11 protein-coding genes and 1 pseudogene are annotated in these 18326 nt (G+C 45.6%); 5 read left to right on the top strand and 7 right to left on the bottom strand.

Features of this window, described 5'->3' with window-relative positions; translation table 11 throughout:
- Positions 1-341: 341 nt before the first annotated feature.
- Positions 342-2042 carry an ATP-binding protein gene (locus NDA03_RS00835; RefSeq protein ID WP_348237031.1) on the top strand — a complete coding sequence of 567 codons (1701 nt, stop codon included), beginning with the start codon at positions 342-344 and terminating at the stop codon, positions 2040-2042.
- Between the two features lie 29 nt (positions 2043-2071).
- Here the strand turns inward: NDA03_RS00835 and NDA03_RS00830 are convergent, their stop codons facing one another.
- A complete protein-coding gene (locus NDA03_RS00830; protein ID WP_190413201.1) occupies positions 2072-2860 on the bottom strand; it encodes a mechanosensitive ion channel family protein in 789 nt (262 codons plus the stop codon).
- A gap of 54 nt (positions 2861-2914) precedes the next feature.
- On the opposite strand from NDA03_RS00830, the gene NDA03_RS00825 reads away from it, so the two are divergent.
- Positions 2915-3484, top strand: a complete 570-nt coding sequence (locus NDA03_RS00825) for a GNAT family N-acetyltransferase (RefSeq protein WP_190426947.1) — start codon at positions 2915-2917, stop codon at positions 3482-3484.
- A gap of 111 nt (positions 3485-3595) precedes the next feature.
- Here NDA03_RS00825 and alr read toward each other — a convergent pair whose 3' ends face one another.
- A complete protein-coding gene (gene alr, locus NDA03_RS00820; protein WP_348237030.1) occupies positions 3596-4834 on the bottom strand; it encodes an alanine racemase in 1239 nt (412 codons plus the stop codon).
- A gap of 486 nt (positions 4835-5320) precedes the next feature.
- On the opposite strand from alr, the gene NDA03_RS00815 reads away from it, so the two are divergent.
- Positions 5321-9328 (top strand): PAS domain S-box protein, encoded by a 4008-nt coding sequence (locus NDA03_RS00815; protein ID WP_348237029.1) that lies wholly within the window; start codon positions 5321-5323, stop codon positions 9326-9328.
- Between the two features lie 349 nt (positions 9329-9677).
- On the opposite strand, the gene uvrA is transcribed toward NDA03_RS00815, so the two are convergent.
- From uvrA to NDA03_RS00800, 3 genes and pseudogenes are all read right to left on the bottom strand, one after another.
- Complete coding sequence (gene uvrA / locus NDA03_RS00810; RefSeq protein WP_348233364.1) at positions 9678-12680, bottom strand: excinuclease ABC subunit UvrA; 3003 nt, start codon at positions 12678-12680, stop codon at positions 9678-9680.
- A 108-nt stretch (positions 12681-12788) separates the two neighbouring features.
- Positions 12789-12917: pseudogene (locus tag NDA03_RS00805) on the bottom strand (Uma2 family endonuclease); the annotation flags it as partial.
- A 43-nt stretch (positions 12918-12960) separates the two neighbouring features.
- Positions 12961-15234: a glycosyltransferase gene (locus NDA03_RS00800; protein WP_348237028.1), complete on the bottom strand. Its 2274-nt coding sequence runs from the start codon at positions 15232-15234 to the stop codon at positions 12961-12963.
- Positions 15235-15481: 247 nt separating this feature from the next.
- Between NDA03_RS00800 and NDA03_RS00795 the strand changes: the two genes are divergently transcribed.
- Positions 15482-15892, top strand: coding sequence for a DM13 domain-containing protein (locus NDA03_RS00795; protein ID WP_348237084.1), 411 nt, complete (start codon positions 15482-15484; stop codon positions 15890-15892).
- Positions 15893-15917: 25 nt separating this feature from the next.
- Positions 15918-16643, top strand: a complete 726-nt coding sequence (locus NDA03_RS00790; protein WP_348237027.1) for a DUF4079 domain-containing protein — start codon at positions 15918-15920, stop codon at positions 16641-16643.
- A gap of 143 nt (positions 16644-16786) precedes the next feature.
- On the opposite strand, the gene NDA03_RS00785 is transcribed toward NDA03_RS00790, so the two are convergent.
- Together NDA03_RS00785 and NDA03_RS00780 are read right to left on the bottom strand one after the other, a co-directional pair.
- Positions 16787-17278, bottom strand: a complete 492-nt coding sequence (locus tag NDA03_RS00785) for a hypothetical protein (protein ID WP_348237025.1) — start codon at positions 17276-17278, stop codon at positions 16787-16789.
- A gap of 204 nt (positions 17279-17482) precedes the next feature.
- Positions 17483-18130 (bottom strand): HAD family hydrolase, encoded by a 648-nt coding sequence (locus NDA03_RS00780; RefSeq protein ID WP_348237024.1) that lies wholly within the window; start codon positions 18128-18130, stop codon positions 17483-17485.
- Between the last annotated feature and the right edge of the window lie 196 nt (positions 18131-18326).

Genomic DNA, 18326 nt, shown 5'->3' with positions numbered 1-18326 from the left:
TTTGAGGAGATTGGTTGCAATTTATTAGTGATTGGAATAAATAAAATAATGGGTTGGAATTGGATGATGTTGTTATATATATACTTTATTTAAATTTTACAATCCGATTCTAAGTTCCCTTTTCCCATCCAAAATCCTCAACCTAAAATGGTGTTAACCTCAAGTAACACAGTACCGCTCGTGGCGTTGATAGTAATTCACGTTGATACCAATTAACGTTGATACCAATTCACTTTGTACTTGTGACTTTAGTAAGAGCGCATAGTCGTGTGCCTACGTTCATATACCTACAATCAATTAAAGAAAGGGTATGAATGACCTATGATAATCTCTAATTAACCGTGCAGAATACCAGCGTGAAACGGCTATTTACAACAGCATGGAACCTTCTTTTGAACGCTATTCAAACCATTTACAGTCGTCTTTTTAGAAAAAAACGTCGCCAGTTACGTCGTCAGCCCCTCCGACAAGACGCCTCAATCGATTCTGAATTGAATCAAATCAACCTCACCCCATCGAAACCGACAGAGGAAATCAGCAGCAGCCCACCCATCCCCATCAATGAGGCAGATAGGCTCAAAGCGCTGAATCGCTACAAGATTCTTGATACTGCTCCTGAAGAAGCATTTGACGATTTGACGGCTCTGGCAGCCTATATTTGTGGCACTCCCATTGCTTTAGTCAGCCTCGTCGATTCTAATCGGCAGTGGTTCAAATCAAAAATCGGTCTAGAAGCAACGGAAACGCCAAGAGACGTGGCATTCTGCGCCCATGCCTTGGTGCAACCAGATGAGTTGTTGATTGTGCCCAATGCCTTAGAAGATCGGCGGTTTTCCAACAACCCGCTCGTGACCTCAGACACCAATATCCGGTTTTATGCGGGTACCCCTTTGGTAACATCTGATGGCTATGCTGTCGGCACCCTCTGCGCGATTGACCGGATTCCACGTCATCTCACCCCCGAACAGATGGAGGCACTGCGGGCGTTGGGGCGTCAAGTGGTCAGCCAGATGGAGTTACGGATTAACCTGGATAAATTAGAACGGACTGTCAGCAAGAGTCGGCGAGTAGAGCAAGCACTCCGCCGCAGTAATCAACGACTGCTGCAAACCCTCAAGACATTACGAAATACTCAAGCCCAACTGATTCAGAGCGAAAAAATGTCGAGTTTGGGTCAATTGGTTGCTGGTGTCGCCCATGAAATTAACAACCCTGTCAACTTTATTCACGGCAACCTGCCCTATGTTAGTGCCTATGTTCGGGATCTCCTCGATTTGCTAAACCTCTACAAAAAGCAATATCCCCATCCCGATGGCGAGATTCAAAAAAAAGCAGAAACAATTGATGTGAACTTTCTAGTAGAAGATTTACCAAAAACTTTGGCTTCTATGAAAGTGGGTACTGACCGTATCCATCAAATTGTTTTTTCGTTGCGAAACTTCTCCCGATTGGATGAAGCCGAGATGAGACGAGTTGATATCCACGAAGGGATTAATAGCACGCTTTTAATCCTTCAGCATCGGCTTAAACCCACAGCCCAAAATCTCGGCATTGAAGTGATTAAAGAGTACGGAGTCCTTCCACCCGTTGAGTGCTACGCAGGTCCCTTGAACCAGGTATTTATGAATATCTTGAGTAATGCGGTGGATGCTCTAGAGTTGTCAATGGTCAATAGTCAGCCGTCAATCATTCGTGAAACAACAACTGACCTAGAGACACGATTAATCGTGTCTCTACCCACTAGCAGTGCTTGGATTCGCATTAGCACCAGCCTTTCTTCTGACCGATCTCATGTAGTAATTCGCATTGCGGATAATGGCCCTGGCATACCGGAAGAGATTAGGGCAAAGATATTCGATCCATTTTTCACGACGAAGCCTGTAGGGAAAGGCACGGGAATCGGATTGTCGATTAGCTACCAGATTATCGTTGAGAAGCATGGCGGGGGACTGAAGTGTCTGTCTGAACCAGGACAAGGAACAGAGTTTCGGATTGAACTGCCGATTCACGGGAAAATAATGAAGATGAAGGAGCAAGAATGATCCCGCGCCCTTCAGGAGTAGGCAGAAGACTACAGTGACAATTCTGGCTCTCGCAGAGCTTCTTTCACCAGCTGTTGTACTTCGGAACGGACGTGATCGTAGGCTTCAGATGCACACCAAGGACGGAGATATAAAATTGTTCCGGTTGCTGAGATGGAAGCAACGTGACAGGTCGTTTTTGGTTCTTCCAAAACTAAGGGATGGGGTTGAATTAAAGACAAAAGTAGGGTGATAGTCGGTTCGATCGGGCGATCGCCAATATCAATGTCTAAATCGACTCGTCGCTTGCCGAGTACGGTGGTATTTTTCAGCGTCCCGCTGAATAATTGCCCGTTCGGCACTGTAATTACTACGTTGTCTCGCGTTACTAGCGTAGTCGAGAAAATGCCGATGGCATCCACTACCCCAGCAGCCCCCGCCCCTTCAATAAAATCCCCTACCTCAAACGGGCGCAAACTAATCAGCATCACACCAGCGGCAAAGTGAGATAAGGTATTCTGCAATGCTAAGCCGATTGCTAAACCAGCCGCCCCCACTACCGCGACAACGCTGGTCGTCTCGATTCCCAACCGGTTGAGAACGGCGACCATCCCGACGACCAGCGTGAAAATCTCGGCTACCTGAATCAAGAACTTGCGTAAGGTTGGCTCTGTGCGACTTAGCGCTTTGCGGGTAAGACCTCCTACCCAACCTACAGCTAATCGGGTGAGCAGCAGAATTGTCGCTGCCCAGAGAAGGTTCTGTAGAATCTTAAAATACGCTTGGCCAATCAGGTAGTTCCATAACTGCGATGCAGCTTCAACAGAAATAATATCCATTTTCAATCGTTTTTCACTTCCAATTAATATATCTTTTTTTATAAGAATACTGGAATGAATTCGGAATTTAAGCTAATTTATACGCCTAGATTGTTATTACGGATGGGAACTCAAGAAGATGTGCCTGAGATTGTCAAATTTTACCGGAATAATCAAGGGCATCTATCTCCCTGGCAACCTTTTTGGCCTGATAATTTTTTAACCCATGAGTTTTGGCAAGAGCAAGTTGAGAAAAACATTAAAGAATTTGAATGCGATCGCTCTTTAAAATTATTTATTTTCAAGAATGGGAATTTCTCAGAAATTATTGGCAATGTTAGTTTTCACGGGTTTATGCGGGGTGCTGCCCAATTTTGTTATTTGGGCTATAATTTAGCAGAATTTGAACAAGGTAAAGGGTATATGACGGAAGCATTGCACTTTGCCATAAATGATGTCTTTGCACAATTAGATATGCACCGGGTGATGGCAAATTATCTACCCCACAATCACCGGAGTGCTAATTTACTGAAAAAATTAGAATTTGTTGTTGAAGGATATGCTAGAAAATATTTATTTATTCAAGGTGAATGGCAAGACCATATCTTGACCAGCTTAACGAATAAAAATTGGCAGAGGAAATGAATTTTTGTCTGCCACTATTCTTATTCTCGGCTATTCTTATTCTCGGTGGGGGTACGGCAGTGTCGTACCCCGGCATCTAGAAGCAAAGACTTGCGAGTATTTCAAGTTGCGTCAAGACGGTGTAGCCTGTTCTGATTCCAGGGGTTGACCGACTGCCACGCGAGGGAGGCGATGCTTGAAGCCGCAGAGAATTTCCCAGGAAATCGTGCCTAAAGTCGCCGCCCAGTCATCCGCAGAAATTCCGGCGTTTCCTTCTTGCCCCAGCAGAGTGACGACTTCGCCAGTTTGTAAATCGGGGATTGCGCTGACATCCAGCATCAGCTGATCCATTGTAATCGCGCCGATTTGCGGCACCTGCTGACCTCGGAGCAAAACTTGCATTTTGTTGGAGAGGTTGCGGGGAACCCCGTCGGCGTAGCCAATGGCGATCGCGGCGAGGCGCATATCCCGGCTAGCGACAAACTGATGCCCGTAGCTGACTCCCGTACCTGCTGAAATATTTTTTACTTGCGTTACCCGTGCTTTTACTTTCATGACGGGTTTGAGGTCGATGACAGACTTTAGATGGGGCGCGGGGTAAAGACCGTAGGTTGCTAAACCCACTCGCACCATGTCGTAGTGTAGGCTTGGGTCGCTTAGAGCGGCAGCTGAGTTGGCGAGGTGCAGACGGGGAGGCGTCATTCCTGTAGTTTTGATAAGAGCGATCGCTTCCTCAAATCTGTCTTGTTGCTGTCTCATTCCCGTGGGATCTGGACTGTCAGCCGTTGCTAGATGAGAATAAATACTGGAAATTTTGAGATGGGGCAATCGCTGCACCAAGGAGACAAACTCCGCTGCTTGCTGCCAGGGAGTGCCTAGGCGAGACATCCCGGTATCTAATTTTACATGAACCGCTAAAGAACGATTTAAAGTGCCTAATGTCTCGGAAAAGACTAAAGCTTGCTGAGGCGTGCAGAGAGTCGGCTGCAAATCCCAGTGAGCGATCGCTTGCACTTGCTCGGTCGTATTACTGGCACCTAAAATCAAAATCGGTGCCTGAATCCCCGCTTCCCGCAGTTGAATTCCCTCTGGAATCGTGGCAACACCTAGCCAACTTGCACCGGCTTGGCAAGCAATCTCGGCAACCGTAATGGCACCATGACCATAAGCATCCGCCTTCACCACCGCCATCAGTGCCGTTTTTGGGGAGAGAAAACGCCTCAGCTGCCGCACATTATGAGCTAAAGCGGCTAAATCAATTTCTACCCAAGCCCGTTCCTTGAGCGCTGTAAAATTTTCTCGCTGTATTTGGGAAAGATTGGGGTACCCAGAAGAAGGCATCCCGACAGGAGTCGGCTCCCAGCTTAGCATTAGACTCACTCCTCACTCACTCACACCTGTTAGTTTAGGACTTACGCCTTCAAGCCATTACTACACTATTGGTATATCTAGCTTTAGCGTTCATCGATTCCGTCTAGAGAAAACTCTAGGGGAAGTCCTACAGTTAACAACTTAGAGTGAGCGATCGCGTCCGGATCGTCAAGTAGTTTCTCGTTGTTATTGATTAGAGACTGTAGCTGTCGTTCTGAACGCAGCTAGGATGTTGGCATCCAACCCTAACCTTCCTCCTGTTGGGTTTCGGGGTTTTCGCCATCCAGGGTGCTTCTCGAACACAGCTTGTTGACGCAGTATTTAGCGATCCCGCTTTTCGTCAAACGTCTGGAGGTAGATTTTGGCAGAAATCGTATCGAATGCCGAGTTTACGAGGAACAATAAAGGAGATAATTTGACTTCCCCTCTCAACACTTAGCTAGGACGGGTCAACCCGCCTTTACAGGACGGACTCAGCACTAAAGCATGAGACTGCGAACGAAGACACTAATGGTCATTGGCGCGACACTCGTCGGTCTGGTAGGGGTGCTATATGCTACCTCTTCCATCGTTTTGTTGCGGAGCCTCAAGCACGCTGAGGATCAAAATACCCGTCAGATGGTTAAGGCAGTTCTGAATGTTTTTGCCCAAACTGGCGATGACTTTAGTTCTGGATTTCTCGATTGGTCGGCGTGGGATGACACCTACAACTTTATTAACAACCCAAACCAAGCTTATCGGGAGTCGAATCTAAATCCAGAATCGCTCTACAACTTGCAGATCAACTTGGTGCTGTATATCAATAACAGCGGTGAAATTGTCTTTGGGACTGGGTTCGATCTGAAAAGTCAGAAAAAAACACCGATTCCACCGGCCCTCAAAGAACACCTGGCTCTCAACGACCAGCTTTTAGAGCGTCCCAATTCTCATCGCATCCTGTCGGGAATCATTCTGCTTCCGGAAGGGCCAATGCTGGTTAGTTCGCAGCCGATTTTGCCTTCAAATGGCAAAGGTTCTATCCGAGGAACTTTGATCTTCGGGCGCTATATAGACGATCGAACGATCGAGAAGTTGGCAAGAATTAACCGTTTGCCCGTGATGATGTACGGGATGAACGATTCTCAAATGCCTGCTGACTTTCAAGCCGTGCGTTCTGCTTTTTCAGAACAACGCCCAATTCTGGTGCGATCGCGCGATGAAGACACGATTTCTGGATACGCCCGGATTAAAGACATTTATGGCAAACCGGCTTTGCTGTTGCGGGTGGATGTCCCCAGAGAAATCTACAGGCAAGGAAAGATTCGCCTAGTCTATCTCATCTTGTGTCTGTTGGTAGTAGGACTGGTATTTGGTGGAGTGACGCTGCTGCTGATAGAGCGATTGGTGCTATCTCGGTTGGCAGCTTTGAGTGGGGAAGTTCGGAAAATTGGCGCGAGTAGCGATCTTTCGCTGCGGGTATCGACGCCCGGAAAGGATGAATTGTCCAGCTTGGCACTGACGATTAATGGGATGCTAGAAGCGTTGGAAAAATCTGGACGCGATCGCATTGAAAGCGAAGAACGTCATCGCGCCGTGGTTGAGCAAGCTTCAGAAGGGATTGTTCTGATTGATGCTCGCTCTTCTCAAATTCTGGAAGCCAATACTGCCTTTAATCGCTTGCTCGGTTACAGCCATGAAGAAATTCTACAGCTGACCCTTTACGATCTCATTCCCCACACCCAAGACAGCGCTGACTTAAATATCAACCAAATCCTAGCCGATAAACAGCACTACCTAGGCGAACGACGCTACCGGCGTAAAGATGGAACGCTGGTGGATGTGGAAGTGAGTGCCAACTCGATTTCCTATGGTGGCAGAGAGGTCGTGTGTGGCGTGGTTCGAGATATTAGCGATCGCAAACAAGCCCAAGAAGAAATCCGTTTGTTGCAGACGACGACGCAAGCGATCGCGGATGCCTCAGATTTTCACTCAGCTTTGCAAGTCACGCTGGGCAAGGTTTGCGAGACAATCGGCTGGAGTTTTGGGGAAGCTTGGATTCCCCACCCAACGGGTGACTTTCTTGAATGCAGTCGGGGTTGGTATGGCGGTAAGGAGAAAGTATCCCCCGCCTTGAAGAAATTCAGACACTTCAGCCAGAAGCTCACTTTTGCATCCTGGAACGGATTGCCGGGACGAGTTTGGTCATCGCAGCAGCCAGAGTGGATTGATGATGTTTCAATTCAGCCACCAGCCGTTTTTGATCGTGTCGCAATTGCACGAGAAAGCGGATTGAAAGCAAGTTTCGCCATTCCGATTATTGCGGCAACGTTTTGGGAATCGTCCCCCCTGCCGATTCAGGACGGGCAAAGCGCTGGGGGGCCTCTACAGCAGCCACAAGTGCTAGCTGTTCTGGTTTTCTTCAGCTTCGACAGCCAGGAAGAAGACCGGCAGATGGTGGAGCTAGTATCGGGCGTTGCGGCTCAGCTGGGTTCCGTCATTCAGCGCAAGCAGACGGAAGCCGCACTCCAAGAAAGCGAGACTCGGCTTTGCAGACAGCAGCGGGCGCTGATGGAACTGGCTACGTGTCAGGCTTTATACACGGGCGATTTGATCGCGGCTTGGCAGGAGATTACCGAGACAGCCACAAACACGCTGGGCGTCGCACGAGCGAGTATCTGGCTTTATCAACAAGAAATCGTTGAGACTCAGGAACCGGCTTTTACCACATCCCAACCCAATCCAAAATTGCTCTGCGTTGACTTGTACGAAGTCACTCAGGAGCGGCATAGCTGGGGCATGGAGCTGTACCGAGTAGACTATCCGGGCTATTTCCAAGCACTAGAAGAGGAACGCGCGATCGCGGCTTCTGATGCCCATACCGATCCTCGGACGAAGGAGTTTTCCGCGGCTTATTTAGCTCCTTTAGGCATTGCTTCGATGTTGGATGTCCCGATTCGGGTAGGTGGACGGACGATGGGGGTGCTTTGTCTGGAACACATGAGTACGCAAAGGCAGTGGGCGTTGGAGGATCAGAACTTTGCGACTTATTTAGCGTATATGGCTGCTTTGGCAATGGAAGCGAGCGATCGCAAACAAGCAGAAACCGCCCTCGCTAACAGTGAAGCGAAATTTCGCTCGCTGATTCTCAACAGTTCGGATCTGATCGCCATTTATGACGCAGATGGCATTACCCGCTATCAAAGTCCTTCGATTGTGAGTATTTTGGGCTACCAACCAGAGGAATTGACCGGGGTACACACCTTGGGCATGATTCACCCAGAGGATCGTCGCCGCGTTTTAGAAGCTTTCCATGAGGCGCTTAACAACCCTCAGAGTGTTTTTTCCATCGAATATCGTTTTCCCCGAAAAGACGGCTCCTGGTGTTTTCTAGAATCAACTGGGAGCAATTTGCTAGCCGATCCCTTCGTGGCAGGCATCGTGGTTAATTCCCGCGACATTACCGAGCGCAAGCAAGTGGAAGGCGCACTTCGGCAAGCCGAAGAACGATATCGCAGCATCTTTGAAAACGCAGTTGAAGGCATTTTTCAAACGACACCGGATGGACGCTTCATCAGTGCGAATCCTGCCCTCGCACGCCTTTATGGCTACTCGTCCCCGGAGGAATTAATCGCCAATGTGACGAGCGTTGAGCGGCAACTTTATGTTGACCCAAACCGACGAACGGAATTTATTGCTGCCATGCAAAAGTATGATTCTGTATCTCGGTTTGAGTCTCAAATTTACCGCCAGGACGGCAGCACTATCTGGATTTTGGAAACCGCCCGCACGGTAAAGAATTCTCAAGGGAGAATCCTTTACTACGAAGGCACTGTCCAAGATATTACCAATCGCAAGGTCGCAGAAGAAGCACTGCGCTATCAACAGGAACAATCGGAACTGCTGCTGCTCAATATCTTACCTGCCCCGATTGCCGAGCGATTAAAACTTCAGGAAAGCACAATTGCCGATAGCTTTGCCGAAGTTACCGTTTTGTTTGCTGATATTGTTGGCTTTACCCAACTTTCTGCCGATACATCACCCACCGAACTTGTCGAATTACTCAACAAGATATTTTCTGCGTTCGATCGCCTATCCGAACTGCATGGTTTGGAGAAAATAAAGACAATTGGGGATGCCTATATGGTTGTCGGCGGTTTGCCAATGCCCCGCAGCGATCATGCCCAGGCGATAGCTGACATGGCGCTGGATATGCAAGATGCGATCGGGCTATTTAACCTCAAAAATGCGAAAAATTTTCAGATTCGAGTCGGCATTAGTACGGGACCCGTCGTTGCTGGCGTCATTGGTATCAAAAAGTTTATCTATGATTTGTGGGGCGATACGGTAAATACAGCTTCTCGGATGGAATCTCACGGTCTTGCGGGTCGAATTCAAGTCACTGCCACTACCTATGAGTTATTACGAGACGAATATGTTTTTGAGGAACGGGGTCTTATCCATGTCAAAGGCAAAGGTGAGATGACAACTTATCTTCTAATTGGCAGAAAAACTTGACTTACTTTGCTTTCAATATTGCAGTTTTCGGCTGGGTGCGGTACACCTGTAGGGGTATGGCAATCAAAAGCCCCTACCGAATGTTAGCGAAATGTTAGCGAGTAGGTTGGGTTAAACGACAGTGAAACCCAACCATTGTTTATGTGTTTTGGGTTGAGGAAAAAAACAACCAACGCAAGTTTTAGATTTTCAGCTATCAAAGCCCATTGCTGAATTCCTTTAGTTACTTCCTTAAGAAAATTCACCTTTTTCCAGACAGGCATCTGGCGAAAAGCCAGTATTAAAAATCTGTCGATTTCTGGACTGGTATTGCGCGATCGCGGTTAGTAGATTGACAAATTAAAAGTTGTCATTTTGGGGGATGCTGCTGCAACACTTGTTTCAAATATTGCCCGGTATAAGACCTCGGATTGTCCGCCACTTTTTCTGGAGTTCCCATCGCAATTAACTCTCCACCTTTATTCCCCCCTTCCGGTCCCAAATCGATAACCCAATCGGCGCAACGAATTACATCTAAATTGTGTTCGATGACTAAAATTGAATTGCCTTTATCTACCAATCTCTGTAACACATCTAGCAACTTGTGGACATCGTAAAAAGATAAACCCGTTGTCGGTTCATCGATTAAATAAAGCGTCTTCCCGGTAGCACGACGAGAGAGTTCCGAGGCTAACTTCACTCGTTGCGCTTCACCACCAGAGAGAGTAGGTGCAGTTTGTCCTAAACGGATATAACCGAGTCCCACATCTACCAAAGTTTGCAACCGTGTTGATGCTTTAGGGATATTTATAAAAAATTCCAAAGCTTCTTCTACGGTCATGTTGAGAACATCAGAAATCGACTTGTTTTTGTACTTTACCTGTAAAGTTTCTCGGTTGTAGCGATCGCCTTTACAAACTTCGCACTGTACGTAGACATCTGGCAGAAAATTCATCTCAATCACATTCACGCCTTGTCCGCCACAAGCTTCGCAGCGTCCACCTTTAACATTGAAAGAAAATTGCCCCGGTTTGTAACCTCTCGCTTTTGCTTCTATCGTTTGTGAAAATACATCTCGAATCGCATCAAATATACCTGTATAGGTAGCTGGATTAGAACGAGGGGTACGTCCAATTGGAGATTGGTCGATGACAATTGCTTTATCAATTGCGTTCAATCCCTTGATGGCTTCCAAATGTTTCGGGAAGGGAACTTTGCGGGTGAGGTGGTGTTGTAAGGCTGGGTAAAGTAATTCGTTAATTAGAGTAGATTTGCCGGAACCAGAAACGCCGGTGATGCAGACAAGTTTACCCAGTGGAATTTCGACATCTATATTTTGTAAGTTGTTGCGGTAGGCATTTTTGAGAATTAGCGATCGCCCATTTCCCTCTCTCCTCTGTGCAGGTGTTTCAATCACTTGCCGTCCCGACAAATAAGCACCTGTTAGGGAATCTTCTGCTGCTAACAATGTCTCCAAGTCACCTTGAGAAACAATTCTTCCACCATGAACGCCCGCACTAGGACCAATATCAACAATGTGGTCAGCGGCACGAATCGTTTCTTCATCATGCTCGACCACAATTAATGTATTGCCCAAGTCGCGGAGTTTAATTAAAGTTTGCAGCAAGCGCCCATTATCTCTCTGATGCAGTCCGATACTCGGTTCATCTAACACGTAGAGGACGCCGGTTAAACCCGAACCGATTTGAGTTGCAAGGCGAATTCGTTGCGCTTCCCCACCCGAAAGTGTCATTGCCGGACGGTCAAGCGTCAGATAATCTAAGCCAACATCAAGGAGAAATTGCAGCCTAGCTTTAATTTCTCTAAGTACCAAATCGCCTATTTGAAACTGGCGATCGCTCAATTTCAAATTATTGATTCTTTCTCGACTTTCCCCAATATCAACGCTTGTCAAATCGAGCATCCGATACTGTCCCAATCGCACAGCCAAGGCTTCCGGTTTCAATCGCTTCCCGGCGCACACTTCACACGGCTGCTCGACGAGATATTGCTCCATTTTTTGTTTAATGAGTTCGGAACTGGTTTCATCGTATTGTTTCTGGAGGATAGCAATAACGCCTGCATACCGTCTAAAATCATTTCGACTTTCGTTCCAGATTGATTTGTCAGCACCATGCATAATGATGTGCTGCTGTTCTGCTGTTAGCTGATTCCAAGGTGTCTGAATTTCAAAGCCATACGCTTGTCCGACATTGTATAGAAGGGAGAGATAGTAAGAATTATCCTTTTCTGACCAAGGCGCGATCGCAGCATACACGGGCGACTCCGGAAAAGGTACCAATAACTCTGGTGAAAATGTCCGCAAGCTACCCAATCCGTGACACTGAGGACAAGCACCATAAGGGGAGTTAAAGGAGAACAATCGCGGAGAAAGTTCATCCATCACCGCCCCATGTTCCGGGCAAGCAAAGTTTTCTGAAAAGACTAATTCATTGGAGCTTTCCTGATGGGAATTCTCAGCGTTTGTAGAGTTTTCTTGCCCACTTTCATTTTTTGTGGTATTTTCCGTATACGAATTATTTAATTGGTCGGATTGTTTGGGGTTCGATGTATCATTTAATACCTCAATGACCGCAATTCCACTGGCATGACGCAGACAAGTGCTGAGAGAGTCGGTTAGACGCTCCTGAATACCGGGTTTCTTAATCAGTCGGTCAACGACAATTTCAATCGTGTGTGTATAATTTTTATCTAGTTCAATAGAATCGGACAGTTGAAACACCTCTCCATCAACTCTGACGCGAGCAAATCCTTCAGAAACCAGGCTGGAGAGTAATTTTTGATGGGTGCCCTTTTTGCCGCGCACTACAGGGGCTAAGATTTGGAAGCGAGTGCCATCGGGCAGTTCCAGGATGCGATCGCACATTTCATCAATCGTCTGAGGTGCAATCGAGCGATCGCAGAGGGGACAGTGGGGTTCACCCGCGCGTCCAAACAGCAACCGCAGATAGTCGTAAATCTCCGTTACCGTACCAACCGTTGAGCGGGGGTTGTGAGATGTCGATTTTTGGTCAATCGAAATTGCAGGGCTAAGTCCCTCAATCGCATCCACATCTGGCTTATCCAACTGCCCTAAGAATTGCCGCGCGTAGGCACTCAGAGACTCCACGTAGCGCCGCTGTCCTTCTGCAAAGATGGTATCAAAGGCGAGGGAAGACTTGCCAGAACCAGAGACGCCAGTAAAGACAATCAAGCGATCTCGCGGTAGTTCCAGATCGATATTCTTCAGGTTGTGCTGCCTAGCGCCGCGAATGCGAATCGCGTTCTGGCTGTTTTGATTTACACCCGTGGAATGGTGCCCATTTGAGGACTCAGTTGGTAAAGCATCCGAAAGATTGACACGGTCAGACATGAGGGCAGAGCGAAACAGTGCTTAACGATCTTAGCGCTGGCAAGAGGCTGCGCTGGATGAGTTAGCCAATTAATCAATTTATCGCTAACCGGGCGGGTAACTCAGCGATCAACTAAGCGCTAATACATCTTCATACAAGGTTGCGATCGCGCACCTAAAATCAACACTAGCCAAGTGAACTTCTTCCCCTCCGCCGTAGGGATAGAGAACCCATCGCCCCTCTGATCGCCTTCTAAACAGTCTTTTGGGGAAATGTAGATATCGCTTTTGCGGACAGTCATTAAATTTTGGAGACAGCGATCGCTCTCACTTCTTGCTCTCTATCAAATAAAATTCGTGGACGAAGTAAAATTTTGAAAATCAGTAATAAAGAGCCAAATTCTCCAGGAGTCTCCCGGCGCTTCCACTGACCTGGGCGACAAAATAGCATTTCCACCAAACACCGATATTGTTTGAGGGTCAGTTTTTCAAAAATCACCCGCACAGTTGGATACTCACATCTAAATCCGGTGTAGATAATTTTGCCCTGCAATTCTAATTGTTCTTCCATAATTTCTAATGTCACTGGCAACATTTCACTGGTATTATTCGCTAGCCCTCCGTGGGTTAAGGCAATTTGAGTGCCTGCTTCCGAAATCATGGTAGTAACACCCCAAAAATTCTGCCCAGCAACATTCAGACGTATAACCCTCCGCAAATCAAACCATTCATAAATATTTGGTTTAGGAACATCTAATAAAATTAACAATGCAATGCCAATCATTAACAAGTTATAACCGCTCCAAATCCAACCCAACCCGATACCTTTATACACTTCAGTTGCTCCGTAAGCTTCTAGCCTTTGCCAATTACCCGTTATTATGCACATTCCTAAATTTCGCCACAAACTGACAGCACTTGCTATAAACAAAATAATCAAAGGCCATGCTAAATTCCAGTTAAAAGAAAAACGATCGCGTGATATTCCCTTAGGCGTTACCTTAAACTCTTTAGAAAAAGGCTTCAGCATTGCTTGAATTACAGTTAGTGCTAAAGGAATGCAAAGCACCAACGTGTAAATATCCGTGAGCAAAGCTGATCGAGAACGATAATTTAACCAGGAAAAAACTGAAAGTTGCACGACATAGTAAGGTAAAAAGTAATATAATAATTCACCAGTCATTGCCCGAATAGGAATAACACCGAAAAACGAATAAGCCAAGGGTATAAACAGGAAATAAACCCGCGACAAACTGGTAAACCAATGTAATAATCCTTCTAAATGAGCCAGCCTTTGCAGAGGACTAAGTCCTGAAATCGTTAACGGATTTTCCTCAATAAAGAACGCTTGTAAAGTGCCTTGTGCCCACCGTAGTCGCTGAGTAGCATGAGCGGCAATATTTTCTGCGGCTAATCCAGCACTTAACTTTTCATCTAGGTAAATTAATTGGTAGCCTTGGGCAGATAAACAAATGCCGGTGAAGTAATCTTCGCTTAAGGAGTTGGTGGCAAAGCCACCCGCTGCTTCTAAAGCACTACGCCTAACAATGAAAGAAGTTCCAGAGCAAATAACACTACCAGCTGCATCCCGAATCGGTTGAATTTGTCGGTAAAACACTTCTTCTTCTGGCGTTAGGACGTGTTCTAATCCTAAATTGTAGGCAATTGGATCGGAGTTATAAAAGCTTTGGGGTGTCTGTACCAGGGCAACTGTTTCATCTTGAAAAAAACCTACAGTGCGAGTAAGAAAGTTTTTAGTCGGAATAAAGTCTGCATCAAACACAACAATTAATTCTCCACTTGTTTGAGGGAATGCATGATTTAAATTACCGGCTTTTGCATGTCTATTATCAAGTCTAGTTTTATATTCGCAGCCCAACTCCTCAGCCAATTTATGCATTTCTGGCCGTCTTGTATCATCCAGTAAATAAACTGTTTTATTGGGATAATCTAAAGCTTGGCAACCAATAATTGTGCGTTTAACAATAAATACAGCTTCATTGTAAGTAGGAATAAGAATATCAACGGTTGGCATAAAGCTGCCATCAATCACACTTTTCGCCATCTGGTCAGCTTCACGATGTCGCTCCTTTACGTTTAGCATCAAAAAAAGCTGGATCGTACTACTACTTAACATCAACATTTCCATGAAAAATAACCCCAAGCTGAAGACACCATTTAGAGGATCAGCAACATTCAGAGTAGATAGCGATCGCCATACAATATATCGACCCGTTAACCCCAGCAAAATCCCCACTACAAAAAACCGAGACCAAGCATCGGTTTTTGGAGAGATTTTCATTACTATCAAAACAATTACTAGCAGAGCAACCGTAGGAACTAGCAAGTATTCACTCTTCATGGGCGCTTGCAGCCACATGGGTGGATTCTCTTGTAAAGTATTGAGTTCGGCAAATATCTGACTAATTTTCCCTTCACCCGCAAACCACGCAGTAGCGATCGCAGCTGCGAAGACAACAATTCCTACCATGAGCAGCGTTGCCATCCGAAGGCGGAAAATTCGTTTTAGGACTTGACGCTTTGAGATTTTATTTTTAATGTATGAAGTCGTCATCGCTGTACTTTCCTAATTCAAAGTTGTTTGATAATCAGTTAATTTTAGGTTTCCTTGAAATTAATAGTAATATACTAATTTTCAATTAAACACAAATTGAAAAAATATTAGATAATACGTAATGTCGTTTTTTATAGTAGTTACAACTTTTATCTATACTCTAAAGTTTTACTTAATTACTAGGGGTTAATAAAACTGTTTAAACACCAGATAAGCTTAGTAATCATTAAAGCTAAAAGGTAATACAATAGAAGCCAATTTTAATCAGCCAAATGTTCAGACTGCACCATTAACTGGCTCATCTGCTACATCGGTAGCACAGACGCCTACAAAATCTGGGACTTTTCAGGGATCAGAACATCATACCCAAGGAACTGTGCGCTTGGGGACAGAAAATGGAAAACGCTATCTGGAGTTAGATCGAGCTTTCAAAACTGACAATGGTCTGGATTTATTCGTCATTCTGTATCGTTCTGAAAAACCTCCAACAAATGGCATTAAAGAGAAAGATTATGCAAGTATCGGTCGCTTGCAAAAAATAAGTGGTACTCAACGCTATGCTATTCCTGCTAGTGTCAATCCAGCAGAGTTTGGATCGGTGGTGATTTGGTGTCGCTTATTCAACCCTACCTTTGGCTTTGCCCCTTTCAGTAGCTAAAAAATCAACGCATACTGAGGTTGTTATGGAAATTGCAGATTTGGCGGCTTTATTTCATCCCGCAATCGCAATTGCAGTCGTCTTCCCTCTGATTGGCATTGTCGTCAACCGCGCTTGGCAGACTCGCCAACGCCGCTTACAAAATTTAGAAGGCAAAAGTAAAATTCCGCCAGTGGTTGGGCAAGAACACGTCCAATTAGGCAAATGGCTCTCAGGTGCTATTGTCGGAGTTACCCTTATCGGACTTGCTTATCCAATTTTTGAGCATATTTTGAGCAAGCAAATCTGGAGCCAGAAACCTTTTCAAGTTGTCTTTATCGTCCTAATGTTTGCGGCTACCATTGGCTCCTTAGTATTGCTCTACAAAGCCAAACAGCGGCTCTGGCGCGGCGTTTTTGCAACCTTAACCGGCGCAGGTTTAATTATTCTCGGCTTCCAAGAAGGCGTCTATCGTCGGGACAACGAGTGGTTGGTGTCTCACTACTACATCGGCATCGCAGCGGCAATGCTGATGATTTTTTCGTTAGCAATTATTGAAGATATCTACAAAGATCGGTTAAATCGCTGGCGCACCATTCACATCATTTTGAGCTGCATTGCACTCTTAATGTTTGTAGGACAAAGCATGACTGGTACGCGAGATTTACTAGAGATTCCTTTAAGGTGGCAGAAACCTTATGTGGATCGGCTTTACATCCAGCAGTGCAACAGTCAGCCTTGCACCATCCAAGTAACACCTGCAAAAAATTAAGTGACTCAAGTTTTAATCTGGCTACAAAATTAGCGCGATCGCTCCCATCAAACTGCTTGAATGTTGGTCGATGCTCTTTCTTCCTAGTCAAATGGAACGAAGGATTTTTCTTAGATACTTTTGTCGTGTGATTTTTATGAAAACTAAGCGCTGAACAGCTTGTATAAAAACTCCTTAGATTTTTTGGCTTCAATTTTAAAAGGAATTATGCATAAAAGACAACCAAATACAAACATCCCAAGGGGCATCAAACCAGCTATGCCCATTCGACTATCTGATAGCAATGCCAATAGAAATCCTACTCCGATGCTGCCAGTCATACTCAACCAGTAGCCCATAAATATTAATACAAAAATATGCAATTTCATCGTTATATTGATTGAGCAACCAATAACTTGAGGGGAAATTTTGCCTTTAATAATTGGTAAAAATGAATTTCGGGTATGGATAATTCTAGATATTTGGAAACTATCATCATAAATTTTACCTTCATAGAGTTTATGCGATCTTGATGCCGAAGACCAAGAATTTCTAAACGTCTTAGGCGGTTCAATGACATCAGCCAATATTCTCTTGACTTCTTCTGAATCTAGATTAGTTGTAATAGTGAAATTTTCATAAGGTAGAAAAGACATCTATGACTCCTTGTTGACGAGTTACGCGATCGCTCCAAGCAAGTAGAAATGATGCAGTAGCATGGCTCGATTAGCACAGTTGCTCTTGAGTCACGATGGTGAAACTACAGGCAGTAGCACTTGAGAAAAACGATCGCTGACCGTATCGCGCTATACGTGGCTTTTCGCTGCCACAACTACACTGTTACATCATGTCCCAACCCTCTACTCAGTGCGCTTTAAAAAAATGCCCTTGAGTCCGGCTGCTTTTGCTCCTCGATAGTCCTCTTTATGACTGTCGCCAATGTGCCATGCTTCCTCAGGCGAGCAGTTATGTTTCTCCAACGCAGCGGCAAAAATTTTTGGATCGGGTTTGGCAGCACCAATTTCCGAGGAAATGGTCACAGAAGTAAAAAATTCGATTAAATTCAGCGATTGCAAAACCGAATAGATACGCGAATCGAAATTTGACAATACACCCAGCTCAATTTCCATTTCTCTCCATTGTTCCAAAGCTGTAAGAACATCGGGATAAACAAACCAAGGTTCAGAGGTGGAGAAGTAGGCGTAGAGTTCGTTAAAAAAACTGGGAAAGTTGGAAAATTTGGGCAAGACGCCAACTTGTTCAAATGTGGAAAGCGCGATCGCTTTCCACCACTCAAATTCCCGGTCCGGGATTTCTTGGGGTTCTGCGCTTGGAAAAACTGGCGGCGGTGCGGCTTTAAAGCTTTGGTAAAAGGCTGGATTCACCACCTCAGCAGAGACTTGGACGCCAAACCGACTGGCGATCGCGCTATACGCCTCTCCTACACTACCTCTTACACCAAACATGGTGCCCACGGCATCGAGAAAAATAACTTTGGGGCGCTTCATGCTACCTTAGCGTTCCATCTCAAGATCGCAAACCCAACAAAACCAGCGATTAGATTCATCATCATGTCATAAATCCTATCTCAGTATTGATGCTCCCACAGCTCTACTTCCTTAAAGCCGTGGGAGCGTCAATTCCTTCCTAAACGTAAGGGCACGAGACAAAGCCTCGCGCCCCTACATGAGAATCTAAGAGATA

The sequence above is a fragment of the Trichocoleus sp. Lan genome (assembly GCF_039961855.1).
GTDB lineage: Bacteria > Cyanobacteriota > Cyanobacteriia > Cyanobacteriales > FACHB-T130 > FACHB-T130.
This window is presented reverse-complemented; position numbering and strand designations above follow the sequence as displayed.

Coding starts and splice junctions, on each gene's coding strand:
- NDA03_RS00830 (WP_190413201.1), bottom strand. CDS start 2,860: ATGGATATTATTTCTGTTGAAGCTGCATCGCAGTTATGGAACTACCTG.
- NDA03_RS00825 (WP_190426947.1), top strand. CDS start 2,915: ATGAATTCGGAATTTAAGCTAATTTATACGCCTAGATTGTTATTACGG.
- alr (WP_348237030.1), bottom strand. CDS start 4,834: ATGCTAAGCTGGGAGCCGACTCCTGTCGGGATGCCTTCTTCTGGGTAC.
- NDA03_RS00815 (WP_348237029.1), top strand. CDS start 5,321: ATGAGACTGCGAACGAAGACACTAATGGTCATTGGCGCGACACTCGTC.
- uvrA (WP_348233364.1), bottom strand. CDS start 12,680: ATGTCTGACCGTGTCAATCTTTCGGATGCTTTACCAACTGAGTCCTCA.
- NDA03_RS00800 (WP_348237028.1), bottom strand. CDS start 15,234: ATGACGACTTCATACATTAAAAATAAAATCTCAAAGCGTCAAGTCCTA.
- NDA03_RS00790 (WP_348237027.1), top strand. CDS start 15,918: ATGGAAATTGCAGATTTGGCGGCTTTATTTCATCCCGCAATCGCAATT.
- NDA03_RS00785 (WP_348237025.1), bottom strand. CDS start 17,278: ATGTCTTTTCTACCTTATGAAAATTTCACTATTACAACTAATCTAGAT.
- NDA03_RS00780 (WP_348237024.1), bottom strand. CDS start 18,130: ATGAAGCGCCCCAAAGTTATTTTTCTCGATGCCGTGGGCACCATGTTT.